The organism is Pseudomonas chlororaphis subsp. aurantiaca, assembly GCF_013466605.1.
GTDB classification, from domain to species: domain Bacteria; phylum Pseudomonadota; class Gammaproteobacteria; order Pseudomonadales; family Pseudomonadaceae; genus Aquipseudomonas; species Aquipseudomonas chlororaphis_I.
The window spans coordinates 2,107,498-2,123,019 of record NZ_CP059162.1; the positions used below are offsets into that span (position 1 = coordinate 2,107,498).

Annotated in this window: 13 protein-coding genes; 9 read left to right on the plus strand and 4 right to left on the minus strand. The window is 60.6% G+C overall.

The window, feature by feature from the left end; translation table 11 throughout:
• Positions 1-13: 13 nt before the first annotated feature.
• Positions 14-1,942 carry a transglycosylase SLT domain-containing protein gene (locus H0I86_RS09615; RefSeq protein WP_180924832.1) on the minus strand — a complete coding sequence of 643 codons (1,929 nt, stop codon included), beginning with the start codon at positions 1,940-1,942 and terminating at the stop codon, positions 14-16.
• Between the two features lie 213 nt (positions 1,943-2,155).
• On the opposite strand from H0I86_RS09615, the gene H0I86_RS09620 reads away from it, so the two are divergent.
• The gene (locus H0I86_RS09620; RefSeq protein ID WP_180924833.1) at positions 2,156-4,075 is read left to right on the plus strand and encodes an ATP-binding cassette domain-containing protein; all 1,920 of its coding nucleotides are present in this window, start codon (positions 2,156-2,158) and stop codon (positions 4,073-4,075) included.
• An 87-nt stretch (positions 4,076-4,162) separates the two neighbouring features.
• Here H0I86_RS09620 and H0I86_RS09625 read toward each other — a convergent pair whose 3' ends face one another.
• Positions 4,163-4,600, minus strand: a complete 438-nt coding sequence (locus H0I86_RS09625) for a universal stress protein (RefSeq protein ID WP_007921319.1) — start codon at positions 4,598-4,600, stop codon at positions 4,163-4,165.
• Between the two features lie 104 nt (positions 4,601-4,704).
• On the opposite strand from H0I86_RS09625, the gene H0I86_RS09630 reads away from it, so the two are divergent.
• From H0I86_RS09630 to H0I86_RS09660, 7 genes are all read left to right on the plus strand, one after another.
• Entirely contained in the window at positions 4,705-5,142 is a 438-nt protein-coding gene (locus H0I86_RS09630; protein ID WP_180924834.1) for a hypothetical protein, read from the plus strand.
• 565 nt (positions 5,143-5,707) lie between these two features.
• Positions 5,708-7,855: a fatty acid oxidation complex subunit alpha FadB gene (gene fadB, locus H0I86_RS09635; RefSeq protein WP_009047961.1), complete on the plus strand. Its 2,148-nt coding sequence runs from the start codon at positions 5,708-5,710 to the stop codon at positions 7,853-7,855.
• 29 nt (positions 7,856-7,884) lie between these two features.
• On the plus strand, positions 7,885-9,060 hold the full coding sequence (gene fadA, locus H0I86_RS09640; RefSeq protein WP_180924835.1) for an acetyl-CoA C-acyltransferase FadA: 1,176 nt from the start codon (positions 7,885-7,887) through the stop codon (positions 9,058-9,060).
• A gap of 89 nt (positions 9,061-9,149) precedes the next feature.
• Positions 9,150-9,386, plus strand: coding sequence for a DUF1653 domain-containing protein (locus tag H0I86_RS09645; RefSeq protein ID WP_023968538.1), 237 nt, complete (start codon positions 9,150-9,152; stop codon positions 9,384-9,386).
• A gap of 114 nt (positions 9,387-9,500) precedes the next feature.
• Positions 9,501-12,113, plus strand: coding sequence for a type I DNA topoisomerase (gene topA, locus H0I86_RS09650; protein ID WP_009047964.1), 2,613 nt, complete (start codon positions 9,501-9,503; stop codon positions 12,111-12,113).
• Positions 12,114-12,254: 141 nt separating this feature from the next.
• Entirely contained in the window at positions 12,255-12,779 is a 525-nt protein-coding gene (locus H0I86_RS09655; RefSeq protein ID WP_009047965.1) for a DUF6586 family protein, read from the plus strand.
• Between the two features lie 273 nt (positions 12,780-13,052).
• Complete coding sequence (locus H0I86_RS09660) at positions 13,053-13,286, plus strand: hypothetical protein (RefSeq protein WP_009042980.1); 234 nt, start codon at positions 13,053-13,055, stop codon at positions 13,284-13,286.
• A gap of 103 nt (positions 13,287-13,389) precedes the next feature.
• Here the strand turns inward: H0I86_RS09660 and sulA are convergent, their stop codons facing one another.
• Positions 13,390-13,863: an SOS-induced cell division inhibitor SulA gene (gene sulA / locus H0I86_RS09665; RefSeq protein WP_007921302.1), complete on the minus strand. Its 474-nt coding sequence runs from the start codon at positions 13,861-13,863 to the stop codon at positions 13,390-13,392.
• Between the two features lie 10 nt (positions 13,864-13,873).
• Positions 13,874-14,482, minus strand: coding sequence for a transcriptional repressor LexA (gene lexA / locus H0I86_RS09670; RefSeq protein WP_007921301.1), 609 nt, complete (start codon positions 14,480-14,482; stop codon positions 13,874-13,876).
• A 252-nt stretch (positions 14,483-14,734) separates the two neighbouring features.
• On the opposite strand from lexA, the gene H0I86_RS09675 reads away from it, so the two are divergent.
• Positions 14,735-15,442 (plus strand): TetR/AcrR family transcriptional regulator, encoded by a 708-nt coding sequence (locus tag H0I86_RS09675; protein WP_009047966.1) that lies wholly within the window; start codon positions 14,735-14,737, stop codon positions 15,440-15,442.
• Positions 15,443-15,522: the final 80 nt, after the last annotated feature.

Below are 15,522 nucleotides of genomic sequence, written 5' to 3' on the forward strand. Positions count from 1 at the left end.
TGGGCGTTATCGCTTACTGATCGTCGAAATACCGCTCATGCCAATCCACCAGTGGCTGTGGCGAATTGAGTTTCTGGCCGTAGATCACCGAGTAGGACAGCACGTTCTGCACGTACTGGCGGGTTTCGTCGAACGGAATGCTTTCGACCCAGACGTCGAAACTCAGGTGGTCGGCGCCCCTGAGCCATTGGCGCACGCGACCGGGACCGGCGTTGTAGGCGGCGGACGCGAGCACCCGGTTGCCGTTGAACTGGCTGTGCACCTGGCTCAGGTAGGCGGCGCCGAGCTGGATGTTCTTGTCCGGGTTCAGCACTTGCTGCGGCGAGGCCAGCGGGATGCTGAACTTGCGCGCGGTTTCCTTCGCGGTACCAGGCATCAGCTGCATCAGGCCGGCCGCGCCGACGCCTGAGCGAGCGTCGTCCATGAACGCGCTTTCCTGGCGGGTGATCGCGAATATCCAGCTCGAGTGCAGGCCGCGGACCTTGGCTTCGCGCACCAGAGTGTTGCGGTGGGCCATCGGGAAGCGGATGTCCAGGTCGTCCCAGTACTTCGCTTGGCTGATGGTGCGGATGGCCGGGAAGTACCATTTCAGGTCGTAGGCCAGCTTGGCCTGGGCGACCATTTCGTCACGGCTGAAATGACGGCTGACGTGGTACCACTCACGCCGGCCATCGACGATCTGGCCGCGGGCATGGAACTCCAGGGCGCGCCGCACGCCAGGCGTATTGCGTACCTTGTTGATCACCTGCTGGCTGAGCACCAGCGGTTTGTTGTTCAACTGATAAGGCAGCTGGGTGCGGTCGGCCGCGAGGAAACCATAGAAGTCGCGCTCGTTGGCCAGGCCCTTGTAGAGGGTCTGGGCCTGAGGGTTCTGCGGCTCGGCCAGTTCCAGGCTGCGCGCCTGCCAGTAGCGCCAGCGGTTGGTGGTCGCCAGGTCCTGGGGCAGTTTGCGGGTCAGCTGGTAGGCATCTTCCCAGCGCGCCAGGCGCAGCAACAGGCGCAAGCGCCATTCGGAGACCGTGTTGTCGCGCAGCTCGGGATCGTATTTGGTCATCACCTCCAGGCCGCGGCTGTCGAAGCGCCGCGCCAGGGTCAGGCCGATTTCCCGGGCGATCGCCACTTTTTCGTCACGGGAGAAGTGCATGCTGCTGGCATAACCGTCGAGCAGGGCCATGGCCCTGTCCGGATCCTGGCGGGCCAGGCGGCGCAGACCCAGGCCGACCACGTCGGACATGGCTTCGCTGGCCGGAGTGAAGCGCGACGGCTGGCTGAGCAGCTCGGGCTTCTGGGCAACGTCCACCAGCAGCCGGCCCTGGGGGGCGAGGGTGGTCATGCTTTTGACCAGGCTATTGGCCAGCGGATAGTTGCGGGCTTCGGCGGCCAGCTTGGCGCGCTGCCAGCGCTTCTGTTCGGTCAACTGGCCTTCGGCGGCCCACTGGGCAAACAGCGCGTCGCAGGTGGCCGGCAGGGATTTGCCGCTGAGCCAGAGCTTGTCGGTGGCGGCGTAACCTTCGGCCTTGAGGTTATGGCCTAGCTGGTATTGCGCGTTCAGGCAGTCCAGTTCGGTGAAGTTGAGCTTGGGGTCGTAATACTTGACGAAGGTGGCCCAGTCGCCGCGTTCGGCCAGCCAGCGCAACCAGCGCAGTCTCATCCAGTTGGCCTGGGGCAGGTCGCCGTGTTCACGGAGAAACTTTTCGATCTCGGCGTTGCTGGCGGTCTTTAGCCGGGCGGTCAGTTCGTCGTAGGCCAGATAGGGCTCGAGCGGGTAGTCGGCCAGGACCTGGCGGTAGCGGAAATACGGGCCGGTGTCGCCCTTGGCCAGGGCGCGTTTGGCCTCGTCGTAATATTGACGCTGGAGTGAGAGGTCCGCGGCCTGAGCAGTGTGCACGGCAGAGGCAGAAAGAAGCAGGCAGGATAAAAGACTGAAAAGGCGACTGCGCATGAGACATCCGGGCAGAGAAATCATGACAAGTGCCGACAATGCCAACACTGATTATTTCCTAGCTTAGCCTTTTGCCAGCTACGGGTGAAAGCTTTGCCGGCCTCTTGTCGCCAGTTCGCTGCAAATGTTGTTCAGGGTGCTTCAGGAGCGAAAATGCCGGCCTTCTGAGGCCTCAACTCAGGTAGAATGCGCGCCCGGTTTTTGGAGAAGCTCATGACCCTGCTCAAATTCAGCGATGTGTCCCTTGCGTTCGGCGCTATGCCGTTGTTGGACAAGGTGTCCTGGCAGATCGCCCGTGGTGAGCGGGTGTGCATCATCGGCCGTAACGGCACTGGCAAATCCAGCATGCTGAAGCTGGTCAAGGGCGATCAGAAGCCCGACGACGGTTCCGTATGGCGCGCGCCCGGTCTGAAAATCGGCGAATTGCCGCAGGAATTGCCAGTGGCCGACGAGCGGACGGTGTTCGACGTCGTCGCCCAGGGCCTCGATGGCGTTGGCGAGCTGCTGGCGCAGTACCACCACCTGAGCCAGAACATTGTCACCGATGCCGATCTGGAAAAGCTCATGCATGTCCAGCACGACCTCGAAGCCCGTGATGGCTGGCGCTTGCAGACGCTGGTGGACAGCACCCTGAGCCGCCTGCAACTGCCGGCCGACAAGACCCTCGCCGAGCTGTCCGGTGGCTGGCGTCGTCGCGTCCTGCTGGCCCAGGCCCTGGTGTCCGAGCCGGACCTGCTGCTGCTCGACGAACCGACCAACCACCTGGATATCGGCGCCATCGCCTGGCTGGAAGAAGCCTTGAAGGACTTCCAGGGCGCCGTCCTCTTTATTACCCACGACCGTTCCTTCCTGCAGAACCTGGCGACCCGGATTCTCGAACTGGACCGTGGTGGGCTGATCGACTGGAACGGCGACTACGCCAGCTTCCTGGTGCACAAGGAGGCGGTACTGGCGGCCGAAGAGACGGCCAACGCGCTGTTCGACAAGCGCCTGGCCCAGGAAGAAGTCTGGATTCGCCAAGGCATCAAGGCCCGCCGTACCCGTAACGAAGGTCGCGTGCGCGCCCTCAAGGCCCTGCGGGTCGAGCGCAGCGAACGTCGCGAGCGCACCGGCAAGGCCAATATCCAGCTGGAAACCGCGGACAAGTCCGGCAAACAGGTCATGGTGCTCGAAGACGTGAGCTTTGCTCATCCGGGCGGGCCATTCCTGGTCAAGAATTTCTCCATGGTCCTGCAGCGCGGCGACCGTATCGGCCTGCTCGGCGCCAACGGCACCGGCAAGACCACGCTGCTCAAGCTGATGCTGGGCGGCCTGGTGCCGAGCGGCGGCAAGGTCGAGGAGGGCACGCGTATCGACGTGGCGTACTTCGACCAGTTGCGTCACCAGCTGGACCTGGAAAAGACCGTGATCGACAACGTCGCCGAAGGTCGCGACTTTATCGATATCGATGGCCAGAGCCGTCACGTGCTCAGCTACCTGGGCGATTTCCTGTTCAGCCCGCAGCGTGCCCGCACGCCGGTCAAGGCGCTGTCCGGTGGCGAGCGTGCCCGTCTATTGTTGGCCAAGCTGTTCAGCAAACCGGCCAACCTGCTGGTGCTCGACGAACCGACCAACGACCTGGACGTGGAAACCCTCGAGCTGCTGGAAGAAGTGCTGCTGACTTTCCAGGGCACCGTGCTGATGGTTAGCCACGACCGGGCATTCCTCGATAACGTGGTGACCAGCACCCTGGTGTTCGAAGGCGAAGGCAAGGTTCGCGAATACGTCGGCGGTTATCAGGACTGGCTGCGCCAGGGCGGTTCGCCACGTCTGCTGGGTGTGACCGAGAACAAGTCGGGCAAGGCCGAGCTGAACTCGGCGGTGGTTGCGCCCGTCGCGGCGGCTCCTGCTGCGGCACAGGAAGCGCCTGCGGCCAAGAAGAAGCTCAGCTACAAGTTGCAGCGTGAGCTTGAGGCGTTGCCTGGCCAGATCGAAGCCATGGAACAGCAGATCGCCAGCGTGGAAGCGGAGATGGCCGACGCCGGTTTCTATCAGCGTCCTGCGGCCGAGACCACGGCGGTCATCGCCCAGTTGGAACAGCTCAACGCTGAACTGGACGTGATGGTCGAGCGTTGGGCCGAGCTGGATGCCTGAATGACCTGGCGTCAATAAAAAAGCCCGACATTCATGTCGGGCTTTTTGCAGGGCCGGGGCAGGTGAAGAGTTCTGCGGGCAGCGGGCTCAGCGTTTGACCAGGTGCACGGCCAGCACGTCGCAAGGGGCGCCGTGCAGTACGTCGTTGGCGGTCGAGCCCAATAGCAGGGCCAGGCCGTGCCGGCCATGGCTGCCGACCACGATCAGGTCGCATTCCTGTTCCTTGGCCAGATGGTGGATTTCCTGGCGTGGTTGGCCATAGGTCAGGTGGCTGTATTCCTTGGACAGTTCAGGGTATTTGGTGATGAGGCGATCGAGGCGTTCCTTGGCCTGGTCGAACTGCTGCTGTTGCAATTGGGACAGGTCCATCGGCACGTCGCCGCCGAACGCCATGGCCATCGGCTCGACAATATGCACCAGGGACAATTTGGCGCTGTTGCTGACCGAAAGCTCGCGGGCCCGGTGGATAACAGGATCGCACTCTTCGGTTAGATCTACGGCGACCAGAATATGGTGGTAGGGCATGAGGTGCTCCTCCTGAGGATTGCAATAGCTTCAAGTATGGCTGGTTTCAAGCGGATTGGTCCCGACCTGGATCAAACGGCTCATCAAGAATCGGGAGTACAGATATGACGGTCTGGATAGTGGTGTCAATCCTCGCGGTGGTGTTGAGCCCGCTGGCCTGGCTGCGCCCGTCGCGCCGCCAGAGCGGGCAGATCGCCCTGCGCATGGAGGCGCGCCGCATTGGCCTGGGTATGCAGCTGGCGCCTCAGGAATGGCCACACTGGATGGATCCGCAGCCTCCAAGCCCCTGCGCGCAATACCATCGGCCACGGCGCGGCACTCAGCCGGCCTGCTGGGCCTACTGGCAAAGTGCGCCGGGGATGTGGGTCAACCAATGGCGGGAAGCCTGTGCGGACCCGGCCTTGCTCGAGCACTTTCGCACGCTGCCGGCCAATGTGTTCAAGGTCGAGGCCGACCGGCAGATGATCGTCCTGTATTGGGGCGAACGTGGCGAAGCCAGTGTTTTGCAAGACATTGCCGCGGTGCTCAAGGCGCTGGCGTGAAGCATGACCTGCGCTGCAATGGCCAGGTTATTGAAAAACAGGCAATAAAAAGCCCGACAGGGTCGGGCTGGGTTGGCCAGGCAGGCCGGTAAATCCTTTCTGATCCCCTGGTTCTGACCGGCGGGGATAGAGTTGTCGCTGATCTTACGCCTGGTTTTCGGCCAGGCATCCATATTTTTGTTCCAGGATTGTGCCAGCGTAGCCGCGAATCGATTGTGGGGGCTACGTATTAGGGCGACTTTTCTAAAGATTGATTCTATGAATGTCCTGAGATGAGCAAGCTTGTTGATGGTGCGTGCCCGTCTGGAATGACTAAGAAGTCGCGTTTTAAACAACCTTTTGGGCGATTGACAATTGTCGGATTTTGCCTGAATGTGGCGTACCCAAATCAAACGGGCGTATGAATTGAGCGTTTGTATTACCAGACGGCTCTTCCAGAATCCCGACTATCGCGTTGGCGGGTGTGCCTGGCGGATTGGCGTAGCATCGATGGAAACGTCTTTGCCGAGTCAGAAGTTAGCGTCCGACGTGTACTGTTCAGCTTCCATATCGTGGAGATCAGTTGATGATTTACGAAGGTAAAGCCATCACGGTTAAGGCTCTTGAAAGTGGCATCGTCGAATTGAATTTCGACCTCAAGGGTGAGTCCGTCAACAAGTTCAACCGTCTTACCCTGAACGAATTGCGTTCGGCCGTAGACGCCATCAAGGCAGATGCGTCGGTCAAGGGTGTGATCGTCAGCAGTGGCAAGGACGTCTTCATCGTCGGCGCCGACATCACCGAATTTGTCGACAACTTCAAGCTGCCGGATGCAGAGCTTGTCGCAGGCAACCTCGAAGCCAACAAGATTTTCAGCGATTTCGAAGACCTCAACGTTCCGACCGTTGCCGCGATCAATGGCATCGCGCTGGGCGGCGGTCTGGAAATGTGCCTGGCAGCTGACTATCGCGTCATGTCCTCCAGCGCCAAGATCGGCCTGCCGGAAGTCAAGCTGGGTATCTACCCGGGCTTCGGCGGTACCGTTCGCCTGCCACGCATCATCGGTGCCGACAACGCCATCGAATGGATTGCCGCCGGCAAGGAAAACCGTGCCGAAGACGCACTGAAAGTCGGCGCCGTCGACGCTGTCGTCGCTCCGGAAAAACTGCATGAAGCGGCTCTGGCCACCGTCAAGCGCGCCATCTCCGGGGAGTTCGACTACAAGGCCAAGCGTCAGCCGAAGCTGGAAAAGCTCAAGCTCAACGCCATCGAACAGATGATGTCCTTCGAAACCGCCAAGGGTTTTGTCGCCGGCCAGGCTGGCCCGAACTACCCGGCGCCGGTCGAAGCCATCAAGACCATCCAGAAAGCCGCCAACTTCGGTCGTGACAAGGCGCTGGAAGTCGAGGCCGCGGGATTCGTCAAGCTGGCCAAGACTTCTGCCGCGCAGAGCCTGATCGGCCTGTTCCTGAACGACCAGGAGCTGAAGAAAAAGGCCAAGGCCTATGACGAAATCGCCCACGATGTGAAGCAGGCCGCCGTACTTGGTGCCGGCATCATGGGGGGCGGTATCGCCTACCAGTCGGCGTCCAAAGGCACGCCGATCCTGATGAAAGACATCAACGAACACGGTATCGAGCAAGGCCTGGCGGAAGCCGCCAAGCTGCTGGTCGGCCGTGTCGATAAAGGTCGCATGACCGCGGCGAAGATGGCCGAAGTGCTCAACGGCATTCGCCCTACGCTGTCCTACGGTGACTTCGGTCACGTCGACCTGGTGGTCGAAGCGGTCGTCGAGAACCCTAAGGTTAAGCAAGCGGTTCTGGCCGAAGTCGAAGACCAGGTCAAAGAGGACACCATCCTCGCTTCGAACACCTCGACCATTTCCATCAGCCTGCTGGCCAAGGCCCTCAAGCGTCCGGAAAACTTCGTCGGCATGCACTTCTTCAACCCGGTGCACATGATGCCGCTGGTCGAAGTCATCCGTGGCGAGAAGTCCAGCGAGCTGGCCGTGGCCACCACTGTTGCCTACGCCAAGAAAATGGGCAAGAACCCGATCGTGGTCAACGACTGCCCGGGCTTCCTGGTCAATCGCGTGCTGTTCCCGTACTTCGGCGGTTTCGCCAAGCTGGTCAGCGCCGGTGTGGACTTCGTGCGCATCGACAAGGTCATGGAAAAATTCGGCTGGCCAATGGGTCCGGCCTACCTGATGGACGTGGTTGGCATCGACACCGGCCACCACGGTCGTGACGTGATGGCCGAAGGCTTCCCGGATCGCATGAAAGACGATCGCCGTTCGGCTATCGATGTGCTCTACGAAGCCAAGCGCCTGGGCCAGAAGAACGGCAAGGGCTTCTACGCCTACGAGGCCGACAAGAAAGGCAAGCAGAAGAAAGTGGCCGACCCGTCGGTTCTGGAAGTGCTCAAGCCTATCGTGTACGAGCAGCGTGAAGTCACTGACGAGGACATCGTCAACTGGATGATGATCCCGCTGTGCCTGGAGACCGTTCGTTGCCTGGAAGACGGCATCGTCGAGACCGCGGCCGAAGCCGACATGGGCCTGGTATACGGTATTGGTTTCCCTCCATTCCGTGGCGGTGCACTGCGCTACATCGATTCGATCGGTGTTGCCGAGTTCGTTGCCCTGGCCGACCAGTACGCCGATCTGGGCGCGCTGTACCACCCGACCGCGAAGCTGCGCGAGATGGCCAAGAACGGCCAGAGCTTCTTCGGTTAAGCGCCCCCTACTAGAGCGAGAGTGAATATATGAGCTTGAATCCTAGAGACGTCGTGATTGTCGACTTCGGTCGTACTCCGATGGGCCGCTCCAAGGGCGGCATGCACCGCAACACCCGCGCCGAAGACATGTCGGCGCACCTGATCAGTAAATTGCTGGAACGCAACTCCAAGGTCGATCCGGCGGAAGTCGAGGACGTGATCTGGGGCTGTGTGAACCAGACCCTGGAGCAGGGCTGGAACATCGCGCGCATGGCGTCGTTGATGACCCAGATCCCGCACACCTCGGCCGGCCAAACCGTCAGCCGCCTGTGTGGTTCGTCGATGAGCGCATTGCACACCGCCGCCCAGGCGATCATGACCGGCAACGGTGACGTCTTCGTGGTGGGTGGCGTCGAGCATATGGGCCACGTGAGCATGATGCACGGCGTCGACCCGAACCCGCACATGTCCCTGTACGCGGCGAAAGCCTCGGGCATGATGGGCCTGACCGCCGAGATGCTCGGCAAGATGCACGGCATTACCCGTGAGCAACAGGATGCCTTCGGCCTGCGCTCCCACCAGCTCGCCCACAAGGCGACCGTGGAAGGCAAGTTCAAGGATGAAATCATCCCGATGCAGGGTTACGACGAGAACGGTTTCCTGAAACTGTTCGACTACGATGAAACCATTCGTCCCGAGACCACCCTGGAAAGCCTGGCGGCCCTCAAACCGGCCTTCAATCCGAAGGGCGGTACCGTGACTGCCGGTACTTCGTCGCAGATCACCGATGGTGCTTCGTGCATGATCGTGATGTCGGCGCAGCGTGCCCAGGACCTGGGCATCCAGCCGATGGCAGTGATCCGCTCGATGGCGGTGGCGGGTGTGGATCCGGCGATCATGGGCTATGGTCCAGTACCGGCCACGCAGAAAGCACTGAAGCGCGCGGGCCTGGGAATTGCCGATATCGACTTCTTCGAGCTCAACGAAGCTTTCGCGGCGCAGGCTCTGCCGGTGCTGAAAGATTTGAAAGTGCTCGACAAGATGAACGAGAAGGTTAACCTGCACGGCGGCGCGATCGCCCTGGGTCACCCGTTCGGTTGTTCCGGTGCGCGTATCTCCGGCACCTTGCTCAATGTCATGAAGCAGAATGGCGGCACCTTTGGCGTGTCCACCATGTGCATTGGCCTCGGTCAGGGGATTGCCACCGTCTTCGAACGCGTTTAAGCGTTGCGTTGATGGAAGCCGGGGCCCTGTGCCCCGGTTTTTGTTTTTCTGAAGATTTATTATTTTTTATTTTGCGCGAGGGCCAGAACATGCAATTACAACCCGGGCTCTATCAGCATTACAAGGGACCGCAGTACCGCGTTTTCAGCGTGGCGCGGCATTCCGAGACGGAAGAAGAAGTGGTGTTCTATCAAGCCCTGTATGGCGATTACGGCTTTTGGGTGCGCCCCTTGAGCATGTTCCTGGAGTCGGTCGAAGTTGACGGCGAGCAGGTGCCACGCTTTGCTTTGGTGCAGGCCGAACCCAGTCTTTTTTCACGGCCATGAGCCGAGGTCGCGCAAAACCCTGCGCTTGACCTCACCTTGTTGCCACTATATATAGCGGTGCCGCGTCAGGCGCCAACCGCCTCTCACTTCTCGAATTCAGGAATTTTCCGATCCATGGGCAAATCGCTGGTCATTGTGGAATCCCCGGCTAAGGCCAAGACCATCAACAAGTACTTGGGTAACCAATACGTGGTGAAGTCGAGTATCGGCCATATCCGAGACCTGCCCACCAGTGGTTCGGCGAGCGCCGCCAAAGAGCCTGCCGCCAAGCGTGGCAAGGCGGCTGCTGGTGAAGCACCGGCGCTGTCGGCCAAGGAGAAGGCGCGCAAGCAGCTGGTCTCGCGCATGGGAGTCGATCCGGACCACGGCTGGAAAGCCAAGTACGAGATCCTTCCAGGCAAGGAAAAAGTCATCGAAGAGCTGCGCCGGCTCGCCAAGGATGCCGACACCATCTATCTCGCAACGGACTTGGACCGCGAAGGGGAGGCTATTGCCTGGCACCTGCGGGAAGCCATTGGTGGGGATGACAGCCGCTACAAGCGCGTGGTGTTCAACGAAATCACCAAGAAGGCGATCCAGGAAGCCTTCTCCCAGCCGGGCGAGCTGGATATCGATCGGGTCAACGCCCAGCAGGCGCGTCGCTTCCTCGACCGCGTGGTGGGTTACATGGTTTCGCCGCTGCTGTGGGCCAAAATCGCCCGTGGGCTGTCTGCCGGTCGCGTGCAATCGGTGGCGGTGAAGCTGGTGGTGGAGCGCGAGCGCGAAATCCGTGCCTTCATCCCTGAGGAATACTGGGAAGTTCATGCCGACCTCGGCACTGCCAAGGGCGCCAATGTGCGCTTCGAAGTGGCCCGGGAAAACGGTGAGGCCTTCAAGCCGCTGAACGAAGCCCAGGCCATGGCGGCGCTGGAGAAGCTCAAGGCTTCGACCTACACCATCGCCAAGCGCGAAGACAAACCGACCAGCAGCAAGCCGTCGGCCCCGTTCATTACTTCCACCCTGCAGCAAGCCGCGAGCAACCGCCTGGGCTTCGGGGTGAAGAAAACCATGATGATGGCCCAGCGTCTGTATGAAGCCGGCTACATCACCTATATGCGTACCGACTCGACCAATCTCTCGGCTGATGCCCTGACGATGGCGCGGACCTATATCGAAGAAGAGTTCGGCAACAAGTACCTGCCGTCCTCGCCGAACTTCTACAGCAGCAAGGAAGGGGCCCAGGAGGCGCACGAAGCGATTCGTCCGTCCGATGTGAATACCCACCCAAGCAAGCTGTCGGGCATGGAACGTGACGCCGAGCGCCTCTACGAGCTGATCTGGCGCCAGTTCGTGGCCTGCCAGATGCTGCCGGCGCAATACCTGTCGACCACCGTCAGCGTCGCCGCTGGTGGCTTCGAGCTGCGTGCCAAGGGCCGTATCCTCAAGTTCGACGGCTACACCCGTGTCATGCCGCAGATGAGCAAGCCGGGCGACGACGATGTCCTGCCGGACATGGCGCAGGGCGATGTGCTGAAGCTGATCAAGCTCGATCCGAGCCAGCACTTCACCAAGCCGCCGGCGCGTTACTCCGAAGCCAGCCTGGTCAAGGAAATGGAAAAGCGTGGCATCGGTCGTCCTTCGACCTACGCGGCGATCATTTCCACCATCCAGGACCGTGGCTACGTGGCGCTGCACAACCGTCGTTTCTATTCGGAAAAGATGGGCGACATCGTCACCGAGCGTCTGTCCGAGAGCTTCTCCAACCTGATGGACTACGGCTTCACCGCCGGCATGGAAGAGCACCTCGATGACGTGGCCCAGGGCGAGCGCGACTGGAAAAACGTCCTCGACGAGTTCTATGGCGATTTCAAGAAGAAACTCGAAGTGGCCGAAGGCAGCGACAGCGGCATGCGTGCCAACCAGCCGGTGATGACCGATATTCCGTGCCTGACCTGTGGTCGTCCGATGCAGATTCGCACCGCCTCCACCGGTGTGTTCCTCGGTTGTTCGGGTTACAGCCTGCCGCCGAAAGAGCGCTGCAAGGCTACCGTCAACCTGGTGCCGGGCGACGAGATCGCCGCGGACGACGAGGGTGAATCCGAGTCGCTGGTACTGCGCGGCAAGCACCGTTGCCCGATCTGCAGCACGGCGATGGATGCCTACCTGCTGGACGAGAAGCGCAAGCTGCACATCTGCGGTAACAACCCGGATTGCGCGGGCTACGAGATCGAAGAGGGCAGCTACCGCATCAAGGGCTACGAAGGTCCGAGCCTGGAGTGCGACAAGTGCGGCAGCGAGATGCAGCTCAAGACCGGTCGTTTCGGCAAGTTCTTCGGATGCACCAATCCGACCTGCAAGAACACCCGCAAGCTGCTCAAGAGCGGTGACGCGGCGCCACCGAAGATGGACCCGGTGAAGATGCCCGAGCTGAAATGCGAGAAGGTCAACGACACCTACATCCTGCGCGACGGGGCCTCGGGTCTGTTCCTGGCGGCCAGCCAGTTCCCGAAAAACCGTGAAACTCGCGCACCGCTGGTACTCGAGCTGATCCCGCACAAGGACGAGATCGATCCGAAGTATCACTTCCTCTGCGAAGCGCCGAAGAAGGACCCGGAGGGTCGTCCGGCGGTGATTCGCTACAGCCGCAAGACCAAGGAGCAGTACGTGCAGACCGAAGTTGACGGCAAGCCGACCGGCTGGCGTGCGTTCTACGACGGTGGTAGCTGGAAAGTCGAAGACAAGCGTTAAGGTCCGCATCGGACGCTTCTGACGGGCCGCGTAAACTTCTAAGGGTGCGCGGCCTTTCTTTTGGGCTTGCGGTGGGCTGGAATGTTCCACGACACTGTACGGCCAGCCCGCTGTTATCTATTCGTTGTGGAGATTGCCGTCATGGCCCACGAACTCTATACCCGTACCAACCAGAAAATTTACTTCGCTGGCCTGTCGCTGGAAGCCTTGGCGCGAGCCGAAGCGGGTGGGGCAATGAATGCTCAGGCGCTGGTGCAGGCAGGGCGAGAATCGGTGTTGTTTCATCTGTACGGCGCGCTGCTTGGCTTGTGTCACGAGATTGCTGGCTTCTATCGCCTCCCGCAGGCCAATGCGCCCCGTGCCGAGCTGCTGCTGACCCGCGAGGTGCTGGAAAGCATCGCCATCCCTGAGCTGGCTGAGTTGGTGGAGCTGGCCCATAACCCGGAAACCTGGTTGGCGAAGCTGCTGGCTGCCCATTCGGCGATGTTCCAGCCACCGCGAGTGCCGCATAAACCCAAGGGCGATGTTACCCAGCCGCTGATCGTCGCAGTGAACCTCGATGAAGAAGAGCAGGCGCCGGAGCTGAGCCGGGAAGAGCTGGAGCAATGGCGTCAGAACCTCAAGGCTTTGGCTATACGCTTCCGTGACGGTCTGAATGAGTGTTGAGTGCTGGTACGACCCCACCATTCAAGGATGAGTAGGCGTTCAACAACGGCGTCCAGATGTTCCCGGGCTCGATGGTCAGTGCGCCATCAACACGAAACAGGTCATTACGCGGTTTTTCCGATAAGGAAGCCGCTGCCAGTTCTGATTGCAAACCGAATTTCTGTGACAAATGCCTGCTCGTAACCCCGGGCAAATAAAGAAAACCGTTCGGGCCCGCGCGAGGTCGGGGTGATGACTGATATAATCCCGGCCTTTCGTGGAGAACAGACCTTTATGCCAACGTCCTTTCTAGAAATTGTCGAATTGCCAGACGGTCGTATCGAGCTGCGCAGGGCTGAGGACGAGGGTTCTCTGGTCACTCTGGACTTTTCAGAGGATGCCAAAGCCTTCTTGCAAGGCCAGCATGTCGAGGTGGCCAAGGCCATGTTGAGCGTGGGTGTGCAGATGGCGGGTCGCCTGGTTGAAGGCGAATTGGAGAAGGAAGAGGGGCCGCGGATTCTTCACTGAGTCCGTTTGTCGGTTTTTTGCTGTCGTTCGTCGCCTCCTTTCGGCTTCTCAATCCTGGAGAAGCCTTGTGTCATTCAAGCGTGTCCATCGACGCTTCTAGCGGTCAGCCCAGACGAATATTCAGGCTTTGTGCGTCGCCCGTGCGGGCTGCGCTGATAAGTTGCTGACGGGCGCTGCTGTTCAACGGATTGAGCCAGCTGACGACGGTGTGGCTACGTCCCAGGCGCAGAGCCTCGCAAGCCAGCTGTTGCGCGCTTTGGGCGCCGCGCGGGTGCAGCAGCAGGATCCGTTCGCGATTCAGGCCGGCATCCCGCAACCAAGCCTGGGTCAGGCTTGCCGGCGGGGCAATCAATGTCAGCCAGCGCGCGTCCTGGTCCTGGCTCAGTTCCCTGAGAATCGGCGCCAGCAGGCTCAGGCAGTTCCCGGCGGCACCGCGTAACGACAATTCACTGAAGGCTTCCGGTTCGTTGCTCCAGGGCGATTCGACTACCTCTTTGAGGATAGGCGCCAGAGGTTGGGCCATGAAGGCTTCGAACAGTGGCAGTTGTGCATGCTGTGGTGTGTGAGGGAACTGCATAGAGCCTCCTTTAGCGGCGAATGACGCCGACACTCAAGCCTTCGATCACCAGGTCCTGATCTTTCAGGTTGACTTCGATAGGGGCGAACTCAGGGTTTTCGGCAATCAGCCAGACTTTGCTGCCTTCGCGCTTGAAGCGTTTCACGGTGACTTCGTCGCCAATGCGGGCGACGACGACCTGGCCATTGCGGGCCTCGCGAGTGGTGTGCACGGCCAGCAGGTCGCCATCGAAGATGCCGATGTCCTTCATGCTCATGCCGTGAACCCGCAGCAGGTAGTCCGCGCGTGGATGGAAGAAGGCCGGGTTGATGTTGCAGGACTCTTCGATGTGCTGTTCGGCGAGGATCGGCGCACCGGCGGCAACCCGGCCGATGATGGGCAGGCTGGAGTCGTCTGGCTTGGCTTCGAACCCCGGGATGCGAATGCCGCGGGAGGCGCCTGGAGTCATTTCGATCGCGCCCTTGCGGGCCAGCGCCTTGAGGTGTTCTTCGGCGGCGTTGGGCGATTTGAAACCCAGTTCCTGGGCGATTTCCGCGCGGGTCGGTGGGTAGCCGTTGTCTTCGAGGCAACGTTTGATAAAAGCCAGAATCTCAGCTTGGCGTGGCGTCAGTTTTAGCATATCGATCGCTCTGTCTTTTTATACAGTGACTGGAATTATATACAGTGAATGGCGCTTGGCAATCCTCCTTTTTCCAGTCGCCGCTGGACGGTCGAGTCGCCGCTGCGCCTGCCTGGTGTCGCGTGGCTGGCTACAGGATGCGGTAGGTATGGTTAAATAGCTGACTGACCGGCCGCAAAACGGACAGGCAGGCTTGACAAGGCTGGGGCTGAAACGTATGTTTCAAACAAGTGTTTGTCAGGCGGAGTAGCCATGGCCCAGTCGGAAACCGTTGAACGCATTCTCGATGCTGCCGAGCAGTTGTTCGCGGAAAAAGGTTTTGCCGAAACCTCATTGCGGCTGATCACCAGCAAGGCCGGGGTCAACCTGGCGGCGGTGAATTATCATTTCGGTTCCAAGAAGGCTTTGATCCAGGCAGTGTTCTCGCGCTTCCTCGGGCCGTTCTGCATCAGCCTCGACCGTGAGCTGGAGCGGCGTTCGGCCAAGCCGGACAGCAAGCCAAGCCTCGAAGAGCTGCTGGAAATCCTCGTCGAGCAGGCCCTGGTGGTCCAGCCTCGCAGCGGCAATGACCTGTCCATTTTCATGCGCCTTCTGGGCCTGGCCTTCAGCCAGAGCCAGGGGCACCTACGGCGTTATCTGGAAGACATGTACGGCAAGGTATTCCGCCGCTACATGCTGCTGGTCAACGAAGCCGCGCCACGCATTCCACCGATCGAACTGTTCTGGCGTGTGCACTTCATGCTGGGGGCGGCGGCATTCAGCATGTCGGGGATCAAGGCGTTGCGTGCGATTGCCGAGACTGACTTCGGGGTCAATACCTCGATCGAGCAGGTAATGCGCCTGATGGTGCCGTTCCTCGCGGCCGGCATGCGTGCTGAAACCGGCGTCACCGACGATGCCATGGCCGCGGCGCAGCTCAAGCCACGCAGCAAATCGACTCCGGCGGTCGCCAAGGCCTGACCGTCCGGGTGGGCGCGGCAGCTTACATCCGCTAAGCTAGCCGCCCATGTCGACTCTCGTTTCCCACCTCTCTTCACACC